This window comes from Pseudomonas sp. PSPC3-2, assembly GCF_049897085.1.
GTDB classification, from domain to species: Bacteria; Pseudomonadota; Gammaproteobacteria; order Pseudomonadales; family Pseudomonadaceae; genus Aquipseudomonas; species Aquipseudomonas paraveronii.
Window position 1 is genome coordinate 152,098 of record NZ_JAFCVO010000012.1, and the last position, 21,906, is coordinate 174,003.

Consider the following 21,906-nt stretch of genomic DNA (forward strand, 5'->3'; position numbering starts at 1 on the left):
CGGTTCCTAAGGGGATTTCGGATAGAGGGTGAGCACCAGGTCGCCCTTGCGATAGCGCTTGCCGCCGGGTGGCAGTTGCCCTTCCTCAAGGTGTTCGTTGGTGCTCCTGACGCGCATCAGCACCCCGACCGAACCCTGTTGGCGCGCCTCGGCCAGCCACGACTGGACGTTGTCCAGCCCGACTTTGCGGTGTACCGCGTCTGGGTATTGCAGGCCGTATTGCAGCTCGCCTTCGGTGTCATAAAACGCGACATCCGGCCGGCTCAGGCGCCAAGCCAGTGCCGATGCCGAGCCTAATTCGTTGCTCAATAACGCCTGGGTTTGCTGCAGTTCTTCCAGATGCTCCAGCACAAACTGGTCAGGCATTTCGTTATTCGATATCCGCGCCGGCATGCCCGCTGGCAGGAGTAGCACCAGCAAACCGATGCCCAGGGCTGGCGTCGCCCAGAGTGTCAACGGGCGAAAGGCTTGCAGCAGGTTGGTCAGGACCCAGCCCAGCAGCACAATGAAGGTCAACGACAGGCTGAACATTTCCGCGTGGCTGTTGCCGTATAGCGGATCGCCGATTTGCAGATAGATCAACGTCACCATCGCGGCCATGCCGATCACGAAGTTGAGCAGGCCGTTGATGCGGAGTGCGCGGGTTTTGCCCTGCTGCATCACATCGATCAAGGCATGCCCCATCAACAACGCCAGCGGTAACAGGCACGGCATGATGTAGGTCGGCAGCTTGCCGCTGCTCAGGCTGAAGAAACCCAGCGGCAGCAGCATCCACAGGGCGAGAAAGGCTATCGCCGGTTGGCGCTTTTCTTTCCAGGTCTTGTGCAGCGTGGTCGGTAGCAGCGCCGCCCAGGGCAGGCATGCGACGACCATGATCGGCAGGAAGAACCACCATGGCCGCGCATGTTGCGCGGTGCCGGAGGCAAAACGGCGGATGTGTTCATGCCAGAAGAAGAAATTCCAGTAGTCGGGCTCCTGCACATGGATCGCCCACACCCACGGCAGGCACACCACGACTGCCACGACGATCGCCAGTGGGCCATACCGCAGCAATTCGCCCAGGCGGCGTTGCCAGAGCATATAGGGCACGGCGATCAGCACCGGCAGCAACAACGCGAGGAAGCCCTTGGTCATGAAGCCCATCGCGCAGGCCAGCCCCAGCGCCGCCCAGGCGCCGAGTCGGGCGCGCGGGGTGCGGCTATCGAGGGCAAACCACAGCGCCACCAGGCTGAGGTTGACCCAAAAGGTGAATTGCGGGTCGAGATTGGAGTAGCCGGCTTGCCCCGCCACCAGGCCAAAGCTCAAGTAGAGCAAGGCGCAGGCGAAGCTTTTGCGCGGGTCGTTCCACAGGCGCCGGGCGATCAGGTAGGCCAGCAGCACGCTCAGGGCGCTGGTCAACGCCGAGGCGATGCGCACGCCGAACAGGTTCTGGCCGAAGACCGCCTGGCCGAGGGCAATCAGCCAATAGCCGGCGGCGGGTTTTTCAAAATAACGCACGCCCATGAAATGCGGTGCGGCCCAATTGCCGCTCATGAGCATTTCCTGGCTGACCTGAGCGTAGCGGGTCTCGTCGGGTATCCATAGACCGTGCAGGCCCAAAGGCAGGAGATAAAACGCGACAACGGCCAGCAGCAATAAAGGTAGGGGTTTGAATCGGGTCATGCGAACGTCGCTCCTTGACGTCTAAGTGTAGGGAATTTGTGTAAGGACGCACGGGGGTAAAAAGTCACAGTGTTCACTAAGGGTCTTAAATTATTCATGACGTCCTTAACTAACAGGCGCAGTTAAACATGCCATAAGTTGGCTGTCGTTTGGCTGAACATCCGCCTCTTGTATCGGTTGAAAAGTGTCTAAAGTTGCTTGAGCGCCGCCGGCCAATCGCCGCTGTTTATAATTCCCACGGCCTTGAGTTCGCCGTTGCCCAGCACCTTGATGAACAATGCACTGCCGTATTCGGTGGATTTCGCGTGGGGGTAGCCTAGGGCAAGTTCGATGTCACTGATGCAGCCGCTGTGGGTGATCAGCACCAGGTTGCGTCCAGGCTGCTTGTGGCTGAGGAGTTCTTCACCCATGGCATCGCCGCAGATCGCCAGCGGGCCTGGCGACAGTTCGGTTTTGCCAAACATGAACAGCGAGGTCTGGGCGGTACGGGTGGTCGGGGTGCTGAACACGTCTGCACGCTCCATGCCCAATGTTTTAAAGGCTTTTCCGGTTTCGGCTGCCTGTTGAGTCCCTTTGACCGTCAGACCGTCAGCGGGTCCGAAGCAGGGGTTGGAGGAGCGGTCGCAGCGCTCTTCATGGCGCACCAGTACCACCAGATTACCCTCGCGCCAGCTGGTCAGCAGGCCTGACGTCAGCAGGCGATTGCCCGCGCCCAGGTTCGGTGGCGACACAGGCCAGGCCAGAAAACCTGCCAGCAACACGCCGAGCAAGGTGATTGCTGCAATGCCCTGCCAAAGTTTTTTCAGACGTTTTGCTCGCGTTTGATACGAACGCGGTTTGGTCAAGGTCAGGTTAACCACACTATTCACCGTAGGTACGTCAGGCAGCTTTTTATTAGTCAGGCGCAACTGTTTGACAGTGCCCTTAGTGGAGCAAGAGCCTGTCATACAGTTGCTGTCTTTTTGCTGAAAATTGGAGCGTTAAAAATAAGGCGTGCCGACAACTAAAAAGTTGAGCGTCATTGGCGCTTGTCGGGCACTTTATTCGGTGATCGGTAGGTAACCGGTGAAATGCATGTGAAAAATTTGCGTGGCGAGGTCGGTCAGCCGTTATCCTCGGTTGCAGTCCATTGGCGAGCGAGCATTCCCATGTTGCAGGTGCAAGGTGTCCATAAATGCTACGTCACTGCGCAGGGCCCGCTGACGGTATTGGCCGGGGTCGATCTGCAGTTGGCTGAGTGTAGCAGCCTGGCGCTGATGGGCGAGTCCGGCAGCGGAAAAAGCACACTGTTGCACCTGGTGGCCGGGTTGGATCGCGTCGACGGTGGCAGTATCCGCGTGGGTGAGCAGCGCCTGGATCAGATGACCGAGCGGCAGTTGGCCGATTGGCGACGCACTGACATCGGCCTGGTGTTCCAGCAATTCAACCTGATCGGCAGCTTGCGTGTCGACGACAACCTGGCGTTCCAGGCACGCCTGGCAGGGCGGTTTGATCCGATCTGGCAAGCGCAGTTGGTCGAGCGCCTGGGCCTGGGGGGTCTGCTCAAGCGCTACCCGGAACAACTCTCCGGTGGCCAGCAGCAGCGGGTCGCGGTAGGGCGGGCGTTGGCGTCTCGACCTGGCTTGCTGTTGGCGGATGAGCCTACGGGCAATCTTGATGAAACCACCAGCGATGAGGTGCTGCAACTGCTGCTGGACCTGTTGCGCGATACCCCCACCAGCCTGTTGATGGTCACCCACAGCCCGCGCATTGCCGCGCGGCTCGACCGGCAGGTGGTGTTGCACCGCGGCCACGTCCTGCCTGCGGACGTTGGCTGAGATGGCGGTGTTCTATTGGACGTTACGCGCGTTGCTTAGCCACTGGCGGCGCCATCCCGTGCAGTTTTTCAGTGTGCTGACCGGTCTGTGGCTCGCCACCGCGCTGCTGACCGGGGTGCAAGCGCTCAACAGCCAGGCGCGGGACAGCTACGCGCGCGCCAGTCAATTGATCGGCGGCGAACCCCAGGCCAGCCTCAGCGCGCCGGACGCTGCCAGTTTCCCCCAGGCGCTGTTTGCCGAGTTGCGCCGCGCCGGCTGGCCGGTGTCGCCGGTGGTGCAGGGGCGGGTGCTGCTCAAGGGGCATGAGGATCAGCGCCTGCAATTGATGGGCATCGATCCGCTGTCGCTGCCCGGCAGCGGGGCGGTGGCGGGGCAGCGCTTGAGTCAGGCGCAAATGGTCGCGTTCTTCGACCCGCCGGGGCGTACCTGGATCGCCCCGCATACGTTGCAGGCGCTGGGGTTGCAGGCCGGTGAACGGCCGCTGACGGCGAGCGGGCAAGCCCTGCCGCCGTTGCAGGTTCAACCGGACATGGCCCCTGGCATGTTGCTGACCGATATCGGTTTTGCCCAACCGTTGCTGGACATGCCTGGGCGCCTGTCCCGGCTGCTGCTCGACAAGTCGTTCGCCGCCGCCCATCCCACGCCGCCGGCGGGACTGCAGCTCAAGCAGGGCGAGGACAATAACCTCGCGCGCCTCACCGAGAGCTTTCACCTGAACCTGGACGCGCTGGGCTTTTTATCCTTTGTGGTCGGGCTGTTTATTGTCCATGCCGCCATCGGCCTAGCCCTGGAGCAACGGCGCGGGCTGCTGCGCACCTTGCGCGCTTGCGGGGTGAGTGCGCGGATGTTGATCCTCGGCCTGGGGATGGAGTTGGGTGCCTTGGCCTTGCTTGGCGGTGTGCTCGGTGTCGCCAGTGGCTATGTGCTCGCCAGCGTGTTGTTACCGGACGTGGCGGCCAGCCTGCGCGGCCTCTACGGTGCCGAAGTGCCGGGGCAGCTGAGCCTCAGCCCCTGGTGGTGGCTCGCCGGGTTGGGCCTGAGCCTGCTCGGTGCGTTGCTCGCCGGCGCCGGCAGTGTGTGGCGGGCGGCGCGCTTACCGTTGCTGGCGCTGGCCAATCCCCAGGCCTGGCATGAGGCCCATGGGCGCTGGTTGCGGCGCCAGGGCTGGGTGGCGAGTGCGGCGTTGTTGATCGCGCTGTTGGCGCTGTGGTGGGGCGACAGTCTGGCCGCTGGATTTGTGCTAATGGCGGCCTTGCTGCTCGGTGCCGCGTTGGGGCTGCCGGTGCTGCTCAATGCACTGTTGAAAGCGCTGCTGGGGCGCAGCCGCTCGGTGCTTGGGCAATGGTTTCTTGCCGACTGCCGCCAACAGTTGCCGGCCTTGAGCCTGGCGCTGATGGCGTTGCTGTTGGCGCTGGCGGCCAACATCGGCGCGGGCTCCATGACCTCGGGCTTTCGCCTGACCTTCAACAACTGGCTGGAACAACGCCTCACCGCCGAGCTGTACCTCAACCCACACAACCCGGCCCAGGCCGAACAGTTGAATACCTGGCTCACGCACCAACCGCTGGTGCAGGCGGTGCTGCCCACCTGGCAGGTCGCCGTGCAATTGCAGGGCTGGCCGGCGGATGTGTTCGGCGTAGTTGACGCCCCGACCTATCGCCAGCACTGGCCGTTGCTGCAAGCGGCGCGTGCGCCGTGGGACCAATTACTGCGCAATGACACGCTGATGCTCAGCGAGCAACTGGCGCGGCGCTTGAACGTGCAAGTCGGCGACGCCGTTGACATTCCCACGCCCGAGGGTGTGTGGTCGCCCCAGGTGGTGGGGATCTACGCCGACTACGGCAACCCCAAGGGCCACGTGCTGGTCAATGCGCAGCACCTGTTGGCGCATTGGCCGACGCTGTCGCCGGCGCGCTTCAACCTGCGCGTACTGCCGCAAAACGTGGCGCCGCTGGTGCGTGAAGTGCAGCGCGAGTTTGCCCTGGACGACAGCCGTATCGTTGACCAGCAGCAACTCAAAGGCTGGTCGAGCCAGGTCTTCGAACGCACCTTCGCCGCCACCGCCGCGCTGAATAGCCTGACCCTCGGCGTGGCAGGCGTGGCGCTGTTCATCAGCCTGCTGACCCAGAGCCAAAGCCGCCTCGGCCAACTCGCACCGCTGTGGGCATTGGGGGTGACGCGCCGGCAATTGATGCTGCTCAACTTGGGGCAGACCTGGTTGTTGGCGGTGCTGACGCTACTGCTGGCCTTGCCCTTGGGGTTGCTGTTGGCGTGGTGCCTGGATGCGGTGATCAATGTGCAGGCATTTGGCTGGCGCCTGCCATTGCATATTTTCCCCTGGCAACTGGCGCAACTGCTGGGGTTGGCGCTGCTTGCCACGTTGCTGGCGTCGGCATGGCCGCTGTGGCAGTTGTACCGCAGTCGCCCGGCGGATTTGCTGAGGACGTTCGCCCATGAAGATTAAGGCGCTGCTGTGCGTCGTTCTGTTGCTGGTGAGCGGCTGTGACAAAGCCCCCGCGCCCGAGGAAAGTTTCGCCGGCCTGGGCAGTGAGGCGGCAGATTTTGCCCAGGTGCTGCCCGGCAAGGTCTTCGATTTTCCCGAGGACCACGGCCCCCACGCCGGTTTTCGTATCGAGTGGTGGTACGTTACCGCCAACCTGAAAGACGCTCAGGGCCACGTGTTCGGCGTGCAATGGACCTTGTTTCGCAATGCTCTCAAGGCCGGGCCGACGCAATCGGGCTGGCAGGATTCAACGATCTGGCTCGGCCACGCCGCCGTCACCTCGGCCACCCGGCACTACGCCGCCGAGCGCTACGCCCGTGGCGGCGTCGGCCAGGCCGGGGCCCAGGCCGCGCCGTTCAGTGCCTGGATCGACGACTGGAACTTCGCCACCCGCCCAGGCGCAACCGGCCCCTTGGCGGACATGCAGCTCAAGGCCAGTGGCGCGCAATTCGCCTACGACTTGCACCTGACGTCCAGTCGCCCGTTGGTGCTTCAAGGCGACAACGGCTACAGCCGCAAGTCCGACCAAGGCCAGGCCTCTTACTACTACAGTCAGCCGTTTTTTACCGCCAACGGCAGCATCAGTCTCGACGGCAAGGTTTACCAGGTCACGGGCCCGGCCTGGCTCGACCGCGAGTGGAGCAGCCAACCCCTGGCCGCCAACCAGACCGGCTGGGACTGGTTTTCCCTGCACCTGGACCGTGGCGAGCAGTTGATGCTGTTTCGCGTAAGACAAAAGGACGGCACGGGTTATCTCACCGGCACCTGGATCGACCGCGAGGGCCATACCCAAACCTTGCACAACGCCGATATCCAACTTACGCCACTGGCCACCACGGCCATCGACGGGCGGCGTATTCCCACACGCTGGTCGCTGAAAATTCCCGGCAAACAGCTCGATATCACCACAGAAGCCGTCAACCCGAAGGCCTGGATGAACCTCAATATTCCGTACTGGGAAGGACCGGTGCAGTTTGAGGGTGGGGTTGGGTATCTGGAGATGACCGGGTATTAGCACTTTTCTGTAGGTGCTAATCCTGTTCTGCGTAGGCAACTTCCCAAATGTGATTTAGCCCCCTCGGGCTTGTGTCCTGGCCGTATTCGCTTGCTTATATTCCGACGCCATCTTCATTGCATTCGGGATGTAAGGCATGGCGCGGGGATACATCAACGACAAGCCAATCAGCTACAGCAGTTTGAAAACCTGGCTGATGGGCCACGGCGTGAGCCGCCAGCACTCTGATCATTTTGATGTGTTGAATCATCACCTGCGCCGTGGGTGGGTGATGCCGGGGCGGATGGTGATTGTTCCAGACACGGAGAGCGTCAGTTGTTCCTGGAACGAATCCTGGTGGGTGCGTTATGCCGAGGAAATTGATCGCAACCTGGAGCTGGACGCTGCGGCTGCACAGACGATGATCGATAACTACGACCTGCTGCAGAGCCTTCTGACGTATGGCTCGATAGGTATCGGCAGTGCGACATCGGCGTGGTCGCGGCACCTGGATGAAGTCGTGAACACGTTGGAGGAAATCGAGCGCCTGCATCAACGCCTGAAAGCGGGCGGGTTGGATCGCCAGGCGTTTATCCGCCAGCGCCAGGTGCTGCTGGCGCTGCTGGGCACGCAACTGCGCGGTGCCGCACGATTTGGCACGGGGTTGCGCGGCAATCAATCGCTGAAAAAGGTGCTGGGGATTTCGACCAAAAGCTATCTGAATAAAGGCGAGATCGCCGGGTATGCACAGCGGTTGAAGGCGATTTCGCAGACGTCGAAGTGGTTGGGCAAGGGCACTTATATTGGGTTGGCGCTGGATGTGGGCGCAGCGGGTTTGGAGATCAAGGAGGCGTGTGTGGTGGGGCGGGAGGCGCAGTGTCGGCTGGCGAAGTATGTGGAGAGTGGGCGGCTGGCGGGCGGGGTAGAGGGGGGGGCTTGGGGAACGGCGGTAGGAGCTAAAGCCGCGCGTCGCATATGTACGGTTTTTTTGGGTGTTTACGCGAAAGGACGCGCTGAGTTGGCCTGTGGAATTATTGGCGGCGCCGGGGGAGGGTATATAGGAGGAAATGCAGGCGGGGATAGCGGTGCGTTTCTGGGCGGCAAGATCATAGAGATCGATGGTGATTTGATCTTTCAACCAGAGGGGGCCTGACTATGGATTTTTTTCTCGCCTATACCATTGTGCTGTTTGTTGGGATGTCTATCCTCTTGGGACTGATGCTATTTGCCGAATATAAAAAACTCGACGAGTTGGAAAGTTACTTCAGTGAGAACGAAAAGGTTCGTTACCATAAGCGATTTTGGAAAAGAAATCAGCGGATCGACAGATTTCATCGGATGGGCCTGATGATTGATTTTCTATCAAACCCAAAACCCTTTTTGAAAGCAGGTCTTGTGACCGAGGCCGAGCTGGCGTCTGTTCCTATAGCACTCAAGCGTTGGGCGTTGTGGCCATATCGCATTTCTTATATCTGGCTTGTTGCATTAGGCGTTTGGTCCGTTTGGTATAAGTGGTGATGGATATTTCCTACGATACGAAGTCGTTTTTTCTTGCCTACACGGTTTTGCTCTTTACCGTGGCGCTGGTCAACTTGGGACTGCTGTTTTTTTGCTGAATATAGAAAACTCGACGAGTTGGAACGCTACTTTAGTGAGAACGAAAAGGTTCGTTACCATAAGCGATTTTGGAAAAGAAACCAGCGAATTGACAGAATGTATCGCCTGCTTTTGATGTTTGAGTTGTTGTCAGATTCAAAACGTTTTGTAAAAGCAGGTCTTGTGACTGAGGCTGAACTTGCGTCTGTTCCTTTAGCGCTCAAGCGTTGGGCGCTATGGCCCTATTATCTTGGCTTTATTTGGGGTGTCGCATTGGTTGTTTGGTCCATTTGGCGCAGGTGGTGCAACATCCCAATTTGAAAGAGGGAGGGAGTTTAACGATGTCGTTTTTTCTTGCTTACACCCTTGTAATGTCTATTGGGACGTTCGTCGTCCTGGGACTGATGCTTTTTGCCAAACGTACAAAACTCGACGAGCTGGAAAGTTACTTCAGTGAAAACGCAGAGGTTCGTAAACGTAAGCAACTCTGGGGGCCAAACCTGCGGTTCGGCGGATTTCATCGCATGGGCCTGATGATTGATATCCTGCTAATGTCAAAACGCTACGTGAAAGAAGGTCTTGTGACTGAGGAAGAGTTGGCCTGCGTTCCGTTATCACTTAAGCGTTGGGCCGTGTGGCCATATTGCCTTGCGATGATTTTGGCTATTAGCTGGGGCTATTGGTGCAGTTGGCTCTAGTGGTCGCTCGTTTTCCTACACCTGAGCAGTTGATGCTGTTTCGCGTAAGGAAAAAGGACAGTACGGGTTATCTCTCCGGCACCTGGAGCGACCGCGAGGGTCAACCCAAACCCTGCACAACGCTGCTGTCCATAACTGAAGCTGTCAACCCGAAGGCCTGGATATTCCGTACTGGCAAGGGCCGGTGCAGTTTGAAGGTGGGGTTTCTAGGCGGCAAGATCATAGAGAACGATGGTGTTTTTATCTTTCAATCCGAGGAGGCCTGACTATGGATTTTTTTCTCGTCTTTAGTATTTTGCTGTGTGTAGGCTCTCTGGTTGGCGTAGGGCTGATGTTATACGCCGAGTGCAAAAAGCTCGAAGTGTTGGAAAGCTACTTCAGTGAAAACAAGCTGGTTTGCGATAACAAGCGTTTTTGGGGAAGAAATATGCGGATCGACAGGTTTCAGCGCATGCTCTTGATCAATCAATTGTTAGGAATGCCAAAACTGCATGTAAAGAGGGGCGATGTGACTGAGGCAGAGCTGGCTTCAATCCCGATATCCCTCAAGCGTTGGGCACTTTGGCCGTATCGTCTTTCTTTTATTTGGCTGGCTGCATCAGTCGTTTGGGGCATTTGGTACCGATGGTAGCTCACCTGTCTTCACCGCCACCTGGATGAACCTGAGTATTCCGTACTGGAAGGGCCGGTGAGGTTTAAGGGACTCTGGAGATGACCAGGTATTAGCACTTTCTGTAGGCGCCGATCTTTTTTTGTAGGCAACTTCCTGAATGTAATTGAGCCCCCTCGGGCTTGTATTCGGACGGAATTCGCTTGCCTGTATTTCGACGCCAACTTCATTGCATCAAGGATGTAAGGCATTGCGCGGGGATATATCAACGACATGACAATCGACTACAGTAGTTTGCAATCCTGGCTGATGGGCCACAGTACGAGTCACCATAAAGCTGACCATTTTGATGTATTGAATCATCACCTGCGCCTGGGGCTGCTGGGAGGGTTAGGCGCTGCATTAGCGCGTCGTGCATGCGGCTTGGTTCTGGGTGGAAAGATCCTAGAGATCGATGGTGATTTAATATTCCAGCCAGAGGGGGCTTAACCATGGATTTTTTTCTCGCATATACGATGGTTTGGTTTTTTGGAATGTTTGTCGTCTTGGGACTGATGCTATTTGCCGAATATACAAAACTCGACGAGTTGGAAAGTTACTTCAGTGAAAACGAAGAAGTTCGCAACAACAAGCGCTTTTGGCGACGAAACCAGTGGATCGACAGACAATATCGCATGATGCTGATTTTTGAATACCTTGCAGACTCTAAACGCCATGTGAAAGCCGGTCTTGTGACCGAAGCCGAACTGGCGTCTATTCCTTTAGCGCTCAAACGTTGGGTGTTGTGGCCCTATTACCTTGCGTTCATTTGGGCTATCGCAACGGTCGTATGGTCGGTTTGGCGCAGGTGGTGCAACATTCCAATTTGAACGTGGGAGCGAGCTTCGCTGCCGGTGGGGGATGTGCGAGTTTCCGGCGCGAACATTCAAATCAGCGGGTCCCAGCGTTGCGACCAGTCAGCTTCCGCCTTGACCACGCCGCGCAGCAACTCCAGCGCCTGCTGCAACACCGCCGAATCCCGCGCCCGTGAGTACACCAGGAACGTCGGGAAGCTGAACTCCGGTGCCTTGGGCACGCGTTGCATCACGCCGCTGTCGAGGTAGCTTTGCACCACTCGGGTACGGAAATACCCGGCACCGCCGTGCTCCAGAATGTACTGCAGCGCCAACGGCCCGAGGTTGAAACTCAGCGCGGCGCGGGCCTTGTCGGGCAGGGCGGCGTCATGCTGCTGGCGAAACCCCGGGCCCCAATCGATATACACGTATGGGGTCGGCTTGCTCACCCGTTGCACCAGGATCAGTTTTTCTTCCAGCACCTGCTCCACTTGCAGCCCCGGCCAGTACTGCGGCTGGAACACCAGTGCCGCGTCGATCACACCCAGTTCCAATTGGCGCAGCAGGTAGTCGCCTTCACGGATTTCCGTGCGCAGCGCATGCCCCGGGATATGTTCGCGCAAGGCCTTCGCCCAGCCGAGCATCAACGGGTTGCACAGGCTGACCTCGCCGCCGATATGCAGCACATTGCGATAGCCCTCGGGCAATGGCAGGTCGCGGCGCGCGGCTTCCCAGGTTTGCAGCAACTGGTTGGCGTACACCACAAAGGCCTCGCCGTCGGCGGTCAAGCGCGCACCGGCGCGGTTGCGCACAAACAGCGTGCTGCCTAGCTGGCTTTCGAGGTTCTTCACGCGTGCGGTGATGGCGGTCTGGGTGACGTGCAGTTTCTCGGCCGCCGCGGCCAGGCTGCCGCAGCGGGTGATTTCGAGGAAAGTGCGTGCCAGTTCGATGTCCATGAAGCCCCCGGGGATGAATGGGGGCCTATTGTAGTGGAATGCGATCAAGAACTGTGGGAGGGGGCTTGCTCCCGATTGCAGTGTGTCAGTTGACCGAGCGGGTTCTGGCACACCCTCATCGGGAGCAAGCCCCCTCCCACAGTTGGATCTACGCTGCTCCGGTGATCGGGGCTGGCAGAGGGGCGGTCGGGAATGCCTTGGCATATGCCTGGCAAACCCGCAACACCGTCTCATCGGCAAACCGCGCCGCCACCACGTGCAGCCCCACCGGCAAGCCATTCGCCGCCAGCCCGCACGGCACCGACGCCGCCGGCTGCTGGGTCAGGTTGAAGGGGTAGGTAAACGGCGTCCACTCCATCCATTCCTGCATCCCGGAACCTGGCGGTACGTTGTGCCCGACCTCGAACGCGGTGATCGGCATCATCGGCGACACCAGCACATCGTAGTGCTCATGGAACGCCGCCATCCGCGCCACCAGCGCTGCCCGTGCTTCGAGGGCCGCGCTGAAATCGTCCAGGCTCAAGCGCTCGCCGCGCTGTGCGATGCGCAGCAGGCCGGGGTCGAGCAGGTGTTTTTGCGCGTCGCTCATCGGGCCGGTCAGGCGGGCGGCGCCGGCCGCCCACAAGGTGCTGAACAGCTCCAGCGGGTCGCTGAAGCCTGGGTCGATCTGTTCGACATGGGCGCCCAACTGCACCAGGCCCGCCACCGCCTCGGCGACTACCTTGGCCACTTGCGGGTCGACGTCGACGTAGCCGAAGGTGGGGCTGTAGGCGACGCGCAGGCCTTTCAGGTCCGCTGCGTCCGACAACCAGGGCGTGGTCCTCGGCGCGCCGATCAAGCCGTCCCGCGCATCCGGTTGTGCGACGGTTTGCAGCATCAACACGCTGTCTTCCACGGTGCGGGTCATCGGCCCCAGGTGCGACAGGATCGTCATCGAACTGGCTGGCCACTGCGGCACATAGCCGAAGGTCGGCTTGATGCCGAAGGTGCCGGTAAACGCACAGGGAATCCGGATCGAACCGCCGGCATCGCTGCCCTGGTGCAACACCCCCAGATTCAACGCCGCCGCCGCACCCGCGCCGCCGGATGAGCCGCCCGTGGTCATGCGCGTGTCCCACGGGTTGCGGGTGATGCCGTACAGCGGGTTGTCGGTGACGCCTTTCCAGCCGAATTCCGGGGTGGTGGTCTTGCCCAGCAGCACCGCGCCGGCCTTGCGCATCAGGGCCGGGAAGGGCGCATCCACCGCCCATGGTCCGTCGGCCGAAGAGGTGCGCGAACCCTTGCGCGTGGGCATGCCGAGGGTCAGGGTCAGGTCTTTGATCGACGCTGGCACGCCATCCAGCGCGCCGCAGGGTTCGCCCTTCAGCCAGCGCGCTTCTGAGGCCCGTGCGGCATTGAGTGCGCCCTCGGGGTCGACATGGCAGTAGGCGTTGACCAGCGGGTTGTAGCGCTCGATGCGCAGCAGCGCGTCTTCGGTGACCTCCACCGGCGACAAGGTCTGGTCACGAAAATGCTGCAGCAGTTGCACTGCCGTCAGTTGGCCGATCTCACTCATGGTCGATCCCCTGTGCCGCATTGACCATGGCGCGCAGCAACACTGCGCAACCTGCCGCCAGGTCATCCGGTGCGGCGTTTTCGATTTCGTTGTGGCTGATGCCGCCTTCGCACGGCACAAAGATCATCCCGGCCGGGCCCAGTTCGGCGACGAAAATCGCGTCGTGCCCGGCGCCGCTGACGATGTCCATATGGCTCAGGCCCAAGGCGCCGGCGGCGTTGCGCACGGCGTTGACGCAGGCCGGGTGGAAGTCCAGCGGCGGGAAGTCGGCGGTGGGGGTCAGCTCGAACGTCAGGCCGTGGTGCGTGGCGCTGGCTTCGATCACGCCGCGCACTTCATCGACCATCGCCTGCAGCTTGTCGGCATGCAGATGGCGCAGGTCGATGGTCATGTGGACCTGCCCGGGAATCACATTGCGCGAGCCGGGGTGCAGGCTCAGGCAACCGACCGTGCCGCAGGCGTGGGGTTGCTGCTGACGCGCGATGCGGTTAACCGCGCTGACCACCTCGGCCGCGCCCACGAGGGCGTCCTTGCGCAGATGCATCGGCGTCGGGCCGGCGTGGGCTTCGACGCCGCTGAGGGTCAGGTCGAACCACTTCTGACCCAGGCAGCCCATCACCACGCCGATGGTGGTGGCCTGGTCTTCCAGCACCGGGCCTTGTTCGATATGCGCCTCGAAATACGCACCGACCGGGTGGCCCAGCACTGCGCGGGAACCGGCATAACCGATACGCTGCAATTCGGCCCCCACCGACAGGCCCTGGTCGTCCTGTTTGTCCAGGGTGTCCTGCAAGTCGAACTTCCCGGCAAACACCCCGGAGCCCATCATGCACGGCGGGAAGCGCGAGCCTTCTTCGTTGGTCCACACCACCACTTCGATCGGCGCTTCGGTCTCGATTTTCAAGTCATTGAGGGTGCGGATCACTTCCAGGCCGGCCATCACCCCGAAGCAGCCGTCGAACTTGCCGCCGGTGGGCTGGGTGTCGATGTGGCTGCCGGTCATCACCGGCGGCAGCGCCGGATTACGTCCTGCGCGGCGCGCAAAAATATTGCCGATGGTATCGACACTGACGCTGCACCCAGCCGCCTCGCACCATTGCACGAACAGGTCGCGGGCCTGGCGGTCGAGGTCGGTCAGGGCCAGGCGGCACACGCCGCCTTTGACGGTGGCGCCGAGTCGGGCCAGGTCCATCAGCGATTGCCACAGGCGGTCGCGGTTGATCAGCGGGGCGTTGCTCTGGAGCGGTTGTGCACAGCTATTCATCTTCGAACTCCGGTCAGGCACTCAGGGCCAGGTAGCGGTTCTTGATCGTCGGGTCCGCGCGGAAGGCGGCGGCGCTGCCCTCGTACACCACGCGGCCCTGTTCGAGCACGTAATGGCGGTCGGCGAGCTTGTCGCAGACCATCAGGTTCTGTTCCACCAGCAGCACCGGCAGGCCGTCGTCCTTGACCTTGCGCAGGATCTTCACCAACTCGTCGACGATCACCGGGGCCAGGCCTTCGGTGGGTTCGTCGAGGATCAGCAGCTTGGGATCGTTGAGCAGGGCGCGGGCGATGGCGAGCATCTGTTGCTCGCCGCCGGAGAGCGCGTGGCCGGCGTTTTTGCGCCGCTCCTTGAGGCGCGGGAACATGCCGTAGACGTCTTCGAGCTGCCAGCGGCTGGTCTTGCGTGCGGCGATGCGCAGGTTTTCCTCGACAGTGAGCAGGCGGAAAATCCCACGGTTCTCCGGCACCAGCGCCAGGCCCTGGCGTGCGATTTCAAAGATCTTCTGGCCCACCAGCGACTGGCCGTTGAAGTGGATCTGGCCCTGGCGCGGGCAGATGATGCCGAGGATGCTGCGCAACGTGGTGGTCTTGCCGGCCCCGTTGCGGCCCAGCAGGGTCACCAGTTCGCCGGGGTTGACGGTCAGCGACACGCCTTCGAGCACATGGCTCTTATCGTAGTAGGCATGGATATTCTCGACGATCAGCATCAGGCAGCCTCCCCAAGATAAGCCGTGCGCACGCGTTCATCGGCGCGCACGAATTCCGGCGTGCCTTCCACCAGGATCTGGCCGTGGCTCATCACGGTGATGCGTTGGCTGATGGACATGACGATGCTCATGTTGTGTTCGATCAACAGCACCGTGTGGTCGCGGCCCAGGTCGCTGATCAGTTGGGTCATGATCGGGATGTCATCGATGCCCATGCCCGAGGTGGGCTCGTCGAGCATCAGCAGTTTGGGTTTGGAACAGATCGACATGCCCACCTCCAGCACCCGTTGCTGGCCGTGGGACAACTCGCCGGCCAGGGTCGCGGCGCGAGCGGTGAGTTGCAGGCGTTCGAGCACCTGGTCGGCCATCTCCAGGTGTTCGCGTTGGCTCTCGACCCGGCGCCAGAAATTCAACGCGCGTACACCGTCGCGCCCTTGGGCGGCCAGGCGCAGGTTTTCGCGCACGCTGAGGTTCTGGAACAGGCTGGTGAGTTGGAACGAGCGCGCCATGCCCAGGCCGACGCGGGCGTGGGCCGGTTTGCGCATCAGGTGCTGGCCGTCGAAATGGATCGCCCCGGCGGTGGCCTGGCGTTCGCCGGTCAGGCAGTGGAACAGGCTGGTCTTGCCCGCGCCGTTGGGGCCGATGATGGTGTGGATGGTGCCGGCTTCGACCTTGAGGTTGACGCCGTTGACCGCATGGAACGCACCGTAGGCCAGTTCCAGGTTTTTGGTTTCCAGCAGGATGCTCATAGCCCTTGCTCCTTGGCGACGACGGCGGCTTTGCGGCGGCCGCGCACGTTCTCGAACAGCGACGCCAGGCCGCCCCATAACCCGCCGCGCATGAAGATCACCACCAGGATCAGGATCACCCCCAGCAGCATCAGCCAGCGCGGCCACAGGTCGGAGAGGAAATCCCCCAGCAGCACGATGGAACCGGCGCCGAGCAACGAACCGAACAGCGAGCCGGTGCCGCCGACGATGGTCATGATCAGGATGTTCTCGGACATCGCCAGGTCGATATTCGACAGCGGCACAAAGTGCAGCAACATGGCGTACAGCGCGCCGGCAATCCCGGTGACCGCGCCGGACAGCACGAACACCAGGATCTTGAAGTGGCGCGTGTCATAGCCGATGGCCGAGGCACGGGTTTCGTTTTCGCGGATCGCCATCAGCGTGCTGCCGAACGGCGAGGCAATCACGCGGCGTGCGCCGATGAAGATCAGCAGGAACAGCACCGCGACAAAACCGTAGAACGCGCGGGCGTCGGCCAACGACAGCAACACGCTGTCGCCGATGCGGATCTCCGGGCGCGGCACGCTGAGCAGGCCGTTGTCGCCGCCGGTCCAGTCGCTCAAGGTGTAGGCGACGAAGTAGGCCATCTGGCTGAACGCGAGCGTCAGCATGACGAAGTAGATGCCGGTGCGGCGGATCGCCAGGGCGCCCACCAGCAACGCGAGGAAACCGCCGGCAATCGCAGCGCCCAACAGGGCCGTGAACAAGCCCATTTGCAGGTGGATCATCAGCAGCGCCGCGCAATAGGCGCCGGCACCGAAGAAGATGCCTTGGCCGAATGACAACAGCCCGGTGTAGCCCAGCAACAGGTTGCAGGCCAGGGCGGCCATAGCAAAGATCAGGATCTCGCTGGCCAGGGTCGCCGAGGGCAAGATCAGCGGCAAGCCGATCAGCACCGCCAGCACCCACAGCAACATCGCTTTGGATTGAGTCTTGGCGAACGGCAGGGGGTTTTTCTCGCTCATGTCAGGCTCTCCCGAACAGGCCGTAAGGGCGCACCAGAATCACCACGGCCATCGCGCCGTAGATCATCAGGCTCGCACCCTGGGGCCAGAGTGTGGTCATCAGGCTTTGCACCACGCCCACCAGCAAACCGCCGACCAGCGCGCCGCTGAAGGAACCCATGCCGCCGATGACGACAACCACAAAGGCGATCCCGAGAATTTCCGGGCCGACAAAGGGCTGGGCACCGCGCAACGGCGCGAACAGCACACCGGCCATGCCGGCCAGGCCGACGCCAAGGGCAAAGGTCATGGAGAACAGGCGGAAGATATTCGTGCCGAGCAGCGACACGGTTTCGGTGCTTTCACTGCCGGCGCGCACCAGTGCGCCGAAGCGCGTGCGTTCCAGCAGCAGCCACAAGCCCAGGCCCACCAGCCCGGAAAACACGATGAGGAACAGGCGGTAGTAGGGGTAGACGAAATCACCCAGCACCAGCACCCCACGCAGCAGTTCCGGCACGGCGACGCTTTTGCCCACCGGGCCCCAGATCATCACACTGGCTTCCTGGATGATCAGCGCGATCCCCAGCGTCACCAGGATCTGGAACATGTGCGGCAAGTGATAAATCCGCTGGATCAGCAAACGCTCGATCACCCACGCCAGCGCGGCCACCACCAGCGGTGCGAGCAGCAGCGCCAGCCAGAAGCTGCCGGTGAGGCTCACGGCGGTGTAGCAGATGTAGGCGCCCAGCAGAAAGAACGCGCCGTGGGCGAAGTTGACGAAGTTGAGCAGGCCGAAAATGATCGTCAGCCCGACCGCGATCAGGAAGTAGATCATCCCCAGGCCAAGGCCATTGAGTATCTGGAACAGGTAAAGATTGAGCATGCAGGAACCCTCGGCAGGACGCCGCTCGCGCGGCCCTGCGGTGCAATATTCAGGGGGTCAGGCGAGCGTGCAGCCCGTGGCCTCGACCGGCGGGAATGACTGGCCGGCGCTGAGCACCTTGGCCAGGTCGTCCTTGTCGGCCATGTCGGCAGCGGCCTTGCCGATCAGCAGGTAGTAATCCTTGATCACCTGGTGGTCGCCGGCGCGGATCGATTCCTTGCCGGTGGGGCCCTCGAAACTCAGGCCTTGCATGGCCTTGGCCACGGTCGGCCCGTCGAAGCTGCCGGTGGCGATGATGCTGTCCAGCATGACCTTGGTGCTGATGTAGTCGGCGGCCAGCGGGTAGGTGGGGTTGATGCCGTACTTAGCCTGGGTCAGCTTGACCAGTTCGCGGTTGAGCGGGCTGTCGACCTGGTGCCAGTACTGCGCGCCGAGGTACACGCCTTCGAGTATGTCGCTGCCCAGTTCCTGGAACTGGTCGAGGCCGGCGGACCATACCAGCAGCACTTTCATGCGCTCCTTGATCCCGAAGTTGACCGCCTGGCGCAGGGTGTTGGACGACTGGCTGCCGAAGTTGAGCAGCACCAGCACGTCAGGTTTGGTGGCGATGGCGTTGGTCAGGTAGCCGGAGAATTCCTGCTCCTGCAGCGAGTGGTAGCTGTTGCCGACGTGTTCCAGGCCGTGTTCCTTGAGCACGTTTTTGGCGCCTTCGAGCAAGGCTTCGCCGAACACGTATTGCGGGGTGATGGTGTACCAGCGCTTGGCGTCCGGCAGCAGCTTGATCAGCGGCACCAGGGTTTCGCGGATTGCGCCGTAGGTGGGCACCGACCAGCGGAAGGTCGCGTGGTTGCAGTCTTTGCCGGTGACTTCATCGGCGCCCACCGGGGTCATGAACACGCCACCAGCCTTGTCGACTTCCTTGGCCACCGCCAGCGCCGATGATGACAAGGTGCAGCCCTGGAAGAACCGCGCACCGTCCTGCGCAATCGCTTCCTGCACCTTGCGTACCGCCTTGCCCGCGTTGCCTTCGGTGTCGATGACCTTGTAGTTGAGCGGGCGCCCGAGAATCTCGGGGTGCTGCGCCACCGCCAGGCGCGAACCCATGTCGGCAAACTTGCCATAGCTGGCAAAGGCGCCAGACATGGACTTGAGGCCATAAAGGGTAAAGGGCTCGGCGGCGAATGCCGAACGCACGCTCAGCGGAAGGCTGAGGGCGGAGGCGAAGGTGAGGCTGGCTTTCAATAACGTACGACGCTGCATGGGGTGACTCCCTGGTTTAGTTATTGGCAGGAGTGGCAATGGCGATACGGTGGAGCAGGGCCTGTGGGCAGGCGCTTTTTTATTGGGGTAACGCAGTGTGCGGGTTGGAATGCAGTCAACTGTGGGAGGGGCGGTGCGACGATTCGACTTGCTCCCGATTGCGGTGTGTCAGTCGATATAGAGGTTGAATGTGCCGGCCTCATCGGGAGCAAGCCCCCTCCCACATTGGATCTGGGGTGTTATTAAGAGTGATCGAACTCCAGTAGAAAATGCGGGCTGACCTGGCCTTCGAGGGCGGTCATATGGTGTTCGGCGTCGCACATGTGTTCATGCATCAGGCTGCGCACCGCGCTTTCATCGCCGGCGCGAAAGGCGTTCAACAGTTGCTTGTGATAGTCGAGGTTGGCCGCGTCGAACTGCTTGCGCTTGGGCTTGTAGGCTTTTTTCAGCACCACCAGGTCGCGCAGCAGGTCGTTGAGAAACTGCGCCATAAAGCTCAGCAACGGGTTGGGGCAGGCCTTGGCCAACAGGTTGTGGAACTCCAGTTCCGCCAGGCGTTGTTCGCGCTGGCCGGCCTCGCTGTCTTCCGGCGCACTGCAAAAGTCCACGTTGGCCTGCAGGGCCTGGTAGTCGTCCTCGCTCAGGCGCCCGAGCACCGACACCGCCAGTTCCACTTCGATGACCTTGCGCAATTGGTACACCTGCTCGCCATCCAGATGCTGGAAGTGCAGGTAATTGCGCAGCGCACGGCTGGCCGGTTCGGTGCCGGCCTGGTTCAGGTAGGCGCCGCCGCTGGGACCGGTGCGCGTGCTGACCAGGCCTTCGACTTCCAGGGCCTTGAGCGCTTCGCGGGCCGAGCCCTTGGAGCACTGGAAACTTTCCATCAGCTCGCGCTCGGTGGGCAGGCGGTCGCCGGGCTTCAAGGCGTCGGTGACGATGGAGCGCTTGACCGACTCGACAATCACGTCGGACAGCTTCTGGCGTTTGCGTCGTAGCGGGCGAGTGAGCATGGTGTCTATTTATCGTATTAATGCGGATAAATAGCACTTAATAACGATTGGGCCGTAGCGTCAACGCAGGGTGTCGTTTCTGGTATGGAAAGGTCGTAAACGGAGATTCATTGCACCGTGGCGTCCGTACACACCGTCGAACGCGGCGGTTTGTTCCCATGCACCAGATAATCGCCTACCCACTGGTTCACACAGGCACTCACGCCGCTGAACGAAACCCCGTGGGCATAGGCGTTCTTCAGCTGTACGCGGCTCGCCGGGAACGTGCGCTCAAAGGCCCAGGCGGCGCCGGTGGACGGGGTGTGGTCGTCGAATTCGGCCTGCACCATCAGCAGGCTGTCGAGCCGCGCGAGTTCCTTGTAGGGCAAGCCCCGGCTGTGGTTTCGCGGCCAGGTGGTGCATTGGCGCGCCTCAAGGGCGCTGCCGGCGACCGGGTACTTGGTGAGCGATTCGGTTTCTTTTTGCTGCCAGAGGTCTTCGCTGGAGTAGGTCGAGTCGTTGCACAGGATCGCGGTTTTGACCGAGTCGGCGGCCGACATGCGCAGCGGCCCAGGCTTCGGCACGTTGGCCTGCAAGGGTTCGCGCACGCGTTGCAGCAGCAGGCTGAACATCGACTTGGCACGCTCTTCGATGACCGGGTCGGGGCTGAAGCGATGCGCACGGGCACGCGCCTCGAGCGCCAGGTCGTCGCTGTCGGGGGTTTCCCGCAGCCAGCGACTGAGCAGGTGGGCGCTCATCAGGCCGGTGGGGTCGCTGTAGAGGCGGTTGCTGGAGCGCAGGGCCGTGCGCACGCTGGGCAGCAGTTCCATGAACACACGGCGCACCGCGACTGGCGTGTCGCCCAGTTGATACACGCCAGGGTCGAGGGCGGCGGGTTGGGCCACGAAGCGCTCGAAAATCTTCTCCTTTTCGCCGGCGACGATCAGGCTGGCGTGCTCGAAGGTTGAGGTCCAGTTGATGTTCGAATCGAGCACCATGCGCCCCACGTTCGCCGGAAACAGGCCGCCGTACCAGGCGCCGAGCCAAGTGCCGTAGGCGTTGCCCAGGTAGTTGAACTGCAACTCGCCCAATTGTTTGCGCACAAATTCCAGGTCGCGGGCGGTTTGCTCGGTGGTGATGTAAGGCGTCAGCGGGTGGCTGGCGCATGCTTGGGCAATCAACCGGGCATTCTGGCGCGCAGCGGCGAGGTTGGCCGCGCTGCGGTCTTCGCTGACATCCCCTTGCGGCACGATCCGCCCCTCGGAGCGGCATTCCAGACGTGACCCCGGCAGCCGGCCCAGGCCCCGCGGGGTGACTTCGATCACATCGTAGGTATCGGCCAACTGGCGGTAGGTGTCGCCCCAGTCGGGTTGCTGGGCGTAGTGCTTCCAGACGGTGGCCAGGTGTACGGCGAAGGCGCCGCCGGCGTCGAGCCCGGGGCCGCCTGGGTTGGCGAATAACGCCCCCTGGCGTGACAGCGGCAGTTTGGCGCCGACGCGGGTGATGTCGAAGCTGATGCGACCGCGCTCGGGCGCCGCATGGTCCAGTGGCGCAGTGACGATGCCGCATTGGGTGCGTTCGATGACCTCTGGGTCCAGACGTTCGAGCGCCGGTTGCGGGCAGTCCAGGAACCATTCGATGCCGAACGGTGAACGCGGCGCTTCAGCGTGAGCGCTGGCGGGCGCCAGGGCTGCGACCAGCACCAGGCAACGGTAGGTAATTGCGCTTGCAGCTGGAAGGGGGTTCATCAGCGATCCTGGCCAGTCGTGTGAGAAAAAGAAGCCACTGTTGTGGCTTCTGATTCGGGACGACTTTTTTACCAAGGACCGTGGGGGGAAAAAT

22 protein-coding genes and 1 pseudogene are annotated in these 21,906 nt (G+C 61.5%); 11 read left to right on the top strand and 12 right to left on the bottom strand.

What is annotated here, in order from left to right; translation table 11 throughout:
- Nucleotides 1–6: 6 nt before the first annotated feature.
- Nucleotides 7–1,662, bottom strand: a complete 1,656-nt coding sequence (gene arnT, locus ACP7CJ_RS20535) for a lipid IV(A) 4-amino-4-deoxy-L-arabinosyltransferase (RefSeq protein ID WP_426101351.1) — start codon at nucleotides 1,660–1,662, stop codon at nucleotides 7–9.
- Between the two features lie 188 nt (nucleotides 1,663–1,850).
- A complete protein-coding gene (locus tag ACP7CJ_RS20540) occupies nucleotides 1,851–2,531 on the bottom strand; it encodes a histidine phosphatase family protein (RefSeq protein ID WP_426101353.1) in 681 nt (226 codons plus the stop codon).
- 279 nt (nucleotides 2,532–2,810) lie between these two features.
- On the opposite strand from ACP7CJ_RS20540, the gene ACP7CJ_RS20545 reads away from it, so the two are divergent.
- From ACP7CJ_RS20545 to ACP7CJ_RS20595, 11 genes and pseudogenes are all read left to right on the top strand, one after another.
- Nucleotides 2,811–3,479 carry an ABC transporter ATP-binding protein gene (locus ACP7CJ_RS20545; protein WP_426101355.1) on the top strand — a complete coding sequence of 223 codons (669 nt, stop codon included), beginning with the start codon at nucleotides 2,811–2,813 and terminating at the stop codon, nucleotides 3,477–3,479.
- A gap of 1 nt (nucleotide 3,480) precedes the next feature.
- Nucleotides 3,481–5,943, top strand: coding sequence for an FtsX-like permease family protein (locus ACP7CJ_RS20550; protein WP_426101357.1), 2,463 nt, complete (start codon nucleotides 3,481–3,483; stop codon nucleotides 5,941–5,943).
- Nucleotides 5,933–6,997: a lipocalin-like domain-containing protein gene (locus ACP7CJ_RS20555; RefSeq protein ID WP_426101359.1), complete on the top strand. Its 1,065-nt coding sequence runs from the start codon at nucleotides 5,933–5,935 to the stop codon at nucleotides 6,995–6,997. The genes ACP7CJ_RS20550 and ACP7CJ_RS20555 overlap by 11 nt, the downstream gene beginning before the upstream one ends.
- Nucleotides 6,998–7,133: 136 nt before the next feature.
- Complete coding sequence (locus ACP7CJ_RS20560) at nucleotides 7,134–8,129, top strand: hypothetical protein (protein ID WP_426101361.1); 996 nt, start codon at nucleotides 7,134–7,136, stop codon at nucleotides 8,127–8,129.
- 2 nt (nucleotides 8,130–8,131) lie between these two features.
- The gene (locus tag ACP7CJ_RS20565; RefSeq protein WP_321847911.1) at nucleotides 8,132–8,494 is read left to right on the top strand and encodes a hypothetical protein; all 363 of its coding nucleotides are present in this window, start codon (nucleotides 8,132–8,134) and stop codon (nucleotides 8,492–8,494) included.
- Nucleotides 8,494–8,893 (top strand): annotated as a pseudogene (locus ACP7CJ_RS20570) (hypothetical protein). The gene ACP7CJ_RS20565 and the pseudogene ACP7CJ_RS20570 overlap by 1 nt, the downstream one beginning before the upstream one ends.
- A gap of 20 nt (nucleotides 8,894–8,913) precedes the next feature.
- Nucleotides 8,914–9,270, top strand: coding sequence for a hypothetical protein (locus ACP7CJ_RS20575; RefSeq protein WP_426101363.1), 357 nt, complete (start codon nucleotides 8,914–8,916; stop codon nucleotides 9,268–9,270).
- Nucleotides 9,271–9,302: 32 nt separating this feature from the next.
- Complete coding sequence (locus tag ACP7CJ_RS20580; protein WP_426101365.1) at nucleotides 9,303–9,536, top strand: hypothetical protein; 234 nt, start codon at nucleotides 9,303–9,305, stop codon at nucleotides 9,534–9,536.
- A gap of 2 nt (nucleotides 9,537–9,538) precedes the next feature.
- The gene (locus ACP7CJ_RS20585; RefSeq protein ID WP_426101367.1) at nucleotides 9,539–9,901 is read left to right on the top strand and encodes a hypothetical protein; all 363 of its coding nucleotides are present in this window, start codon (nucleotides 9,539–9,541) and stop codon (nucleotides 9,899–9,901) included.
- A gap of 252 nt (nucleotides 9,902–10,153) precedes the next feature.
- On the top strand, nucleotides 10,154–10,369 hold the full coding sequence (locus tag ACP7CJ_RS20590; protein WP_426101369.1) for a hypothetical protein: 216 nt from the start codon (nucleotides 10,154–10,156) through the stop codon (nucleotides 10,367–10,369).
- A gap of 2 nt (nucleotides 10,370–10,371) precedes the next feature.
- Complete coding sequence (locus ACP7CJ_RS20595; RefSeq protein ID WP_046382783.1) at nucleotides 10,372–10,749, top strand: hypothetical protein; 378 nt, start codon at nucleotides 10,372–10,374, stop codon at nucleotides 10,747–10,749.
- Between the two features lie 56 nt (nucleotides 10,750–10,805).
- On the opposite strand, the gene ACP7CJ_RS20600 is transcribed toward ACP7CJ_RS20595, so the two are convergent.
- The 10 genes from ACP7CJ_RS20600 to ACP7CJ_RS20645 all read right to left on the bottom strand — a co-directional run bounded on the left by ACP7CJ_RS20600 (nucleotide 10,806) and on the right by ACP7CJ_RS20645 (nucleotide 21,812).
- Entirely contained in the window at nucleotides 10,806–11,669 is an 864-nt protein-coding gene (locus ACP7CJ_RS20600; protein ID WP_426101371.1) for a LysR family transcriptional regulator, read from the bottom strand.
- A 148-nt stretch (nucleotides 11,670–11,817) separates the two neighbouring features.
- A complete protein-coding gene (locus ACP7CJ_RS20605; protein WP_426101373.1) occupies nucleotides 11,818–13,224 on the bottom strand; it encodes an amidase in 1,407 nt (468 codons plus the stop codon).
- Nucleotides 13,217–14,488 (bottom strand): Zn-dependent hydrolase, encoded by a 1,272-nt coding sequence (locus tag ACP7CJ_RS20610; protein WP_426101375.1) that lies wholly within the window; start codon nucleotides 14,486–14,488, stop codon nucleotides 13,217–13,219. Before ACP7CJ_RS20610 ends, ACP7CJ_RS20605 begins: the two co-directional genes overlap by 8 nt.
- Before the next feature lie 13 nt (nucleotides 14,489–14,501).
- Entirely contained in the window at nucleotides 14,502–15,197 is a 696-nt protein-coding gene (locus ACP7CJ_RS20615; protein ID WP_276193726.1) for an ABC transporter ATP-binding protein, read from the bottom strand.
- Complete coding sequence (locus ACP7CJ_RS20620) at nucleotides 15,197–15,946, bottom strand: ABC transporter ATP-binding protein (RefSeq protein WP_426101377.1); 750 nt, start codon at nucleotides 15,944–15,946, stop codon at nucleotides 15,197–15,199. Before ACP7CJ_RS20620 ends, ACP7CJ_RS20615 begins: the two co-directional genes overlap by 1 nt.
- A complete protein-coding gene (locus ACP7CJ_RS20625; RefSeq protein WP_247406724.1) occupies nucleotides 15,943–16,953 on the bottom strand; it encodes a branched-chain amino acid ABC transporter permease in 1,011 nt (336 codons plus the stop codon). The genes ACP7CJ_RS20620 and ACP7CJ_RS20625 overlap by 4 nt, the downstream gene beginning before the upstream one ends.
- Nucleotide 16,954: 1 nt before the next feature.
- The gene (locus ACP7CJ_RS20630) at nucleotides 16,955–17,815 is read right to left on the bottom strand and encodes a branched-chain amino acid ABC transporter permease (protein WP_046382793.1); all 861 of its coding nucleotides are present in this window, start codon (nucleotides 17,813–17,815) and stop codon (nucleotides 16,955–16,957) included.
- A gap of 57 nt (nucleotides 17,816–17,872) precedes the next feature.
- Complete coding sequence (locus tag ACP7CJ_RS20635; protein WP_426101379.1) at nucleotides 17,873–19,075, bottom strand: ABC transporter substrate-binding protein; 1,203 nt, start codon at nucleotides 19,073–19,075, stop codon at nucleotides 17,873–17,875.
- 242 nt (nucleotides 19,076–19,317) lie between these two features.
- The gene (locus tag ACP7CJ_RS20640; protein ID WP_276193723.1) at nucleotides 19,318–20,085 is read right to left on the bottom strand and encodes a FadR/GntR family transcriptional regulator; all 768 of its coding nucleotides are present in this window, start codon (nucleotides 20,083–20,085) and stop codon (nucleotides 19,318–19,320) included.
- 107 nt (nucleotides 20,086–20,192) lie between these two features.
- Complete coding sequence (locus tag ACP7CJ_RS20645) at nucleotides 20,193–21,812, bottom strand: alpha/beta fold hydrolase (protein ID WP_426101381.1); 1,620 nt, start codon at nucleotides 21,810–21,812, stop codon at nucleotides 20,193–20,195.
- Nucleotides 21,813–21,906 lie beyond the last annotated feature (94 nt).

Coding starts and splice junctions, on each gene's coding strand:
- arnT (WP_426101351.1), bottom strand. CDS start 1,662: ATGACCCGATTCAAACCCCTACCTTTATTGCTGCTGGCCGTTGTCGCG.
- ACP7CJ_RS20545 (WP_426101355.1), top strand. CDS start 2,811: ATGTTGCAGGTGCAAGGTGTCCATAAATGCTACGTCACTGCGCAGGGC.
- ACP7CJ_RS20550 (WP_426101357.1), top strand. CDS start 3,481: ATGGCGGTGTTCTATTGGACGTTACGCGCGTTGCTTAGCCACTGGCGG.
- ACP7CJ_RS20555 (WP_426101359.1), top strand. CDS start 5,933: ATGAAGATTAAGGCGCTGCTGTGCGTCGTTCTGTTGCTGGTGAGCGGC.
- ACP7CJ_RS20560 (WP_426101361.1), top strand. CDS start 7,134: ATGGCGCGGGGATACATCAACGACAAGCCAATCAGCTACAGCAGTTTG.
- ACP7CJ_RS20565 (WP_321847911.1), top strand. CDS start 8,132: ATGGATTTTTTTCTCGCCTATACCATTGTGCTGTTTGTTGGGATGTCT.
- ACP7CJ_RS20575 (WP_426101363.1), top strand. CDS start 8,914: ATGTCGTTTTTTCTTGCTTACACCCTTGTAATGTCTATTGGGACGTTC.
- ACP7CJ_RS20580 (WP_426101365.1), top strand. CDS start 9,303: ATGCTGTTTCGCGTAAGGAAAAAGGACAGTACGGGTTATCTCTCCGGC.
- ACP7CJ_RS20585 (WP_426101367.1), top strand. CDS start 9,539: ATGGATTTTTTTCTCGTCTTTAGTATTTTGCTGTGTGTAGGCTCTCTG.
- ACP7CJ_RS20590 (WP_426101369.1), top strand. CDS start 10,154: ATGACAATCGACTACAGTAGTTTGCAATCCTGGCTGATGGGCCACAGT.
- ACP7CJ_RS20595 (WP_046382783.1), top strand. CDS start 10,372: ATGGATTTTTTTCTCGCATATACGATGGTTTGGTTTTTTGGAATGTTT.
- ACP7CJ_RS20600 (WP_426101371.1), bottom strand. CDS start 11,669: ATGGACATCGAACTGGCACGCACTTTCCTCGAAATCACCCGCTGCGGC.
- ACP7CJ_RS20605 (WP_426101373.1), bottom strand. CDS start 13,224: ATGAGTGAGATCGGCCAACTGACGGCAGTGCAACTGCTGCAGCATTTT.
- ACP7CJ_RS20610 (WP_426101375.1), bottom strand. CDS start 14,488: ATGAATAGCTGTGCACAACCGCTCCAGAGCAACGCCCCGCTGATCAAC.
- ACP7CJ_RS20615 (WP_276193726.1), bottom strand. CDS start 15,197: ATGCTGATCGTCGAGAATATCCATGCCTACTACGATAAGAGCCATGTG.
- ACP7CJ_RS20620 (WP_426101377.1), bottom strand. CDS start 15,946: ATGAGCATCCTGCTGGAAACCAAAAACCTGGAACTGGCCTACGGTGCG.
- ACP7CJ_RS20625 (WP_247406724.1), bottom strand. CDS start 16,953: ATGAGCGAGAAAAACCCCCTGCCGTTCGCCAAGACTCAATCCAAAGCG.
- ACP7CJ_RS20630 (WP_046382793.1), bottom strand. CDS start 17,815: ATGCTCAATCTTTACCTGTTCCAGATACTCAATGGCCTTGGCCTGGGG.
- ACP7CJ_RS20635 (WP_426101379.1), bottom strand. CDS start 19,075: ATGCAGCGTCGTACGTTATTGAAAGCCAGCCTCACCTTCGCCTCCGCC.
- ACP7CJ_RS20640 (WP_276193723.1), bottom strand. CDS start 20,085: ATGCTCACTCGCCCGCTACGACGCAAACGCCAGAAGCTGTCCGACGTG.
- ACP7CJ_RS20645 (WP_426101381.1), bottom strand. CDS start 21,812: ATGAACCCCCTTCCAGCTGCAAGCGCAATTACCTACCGTTGCCTGGTG.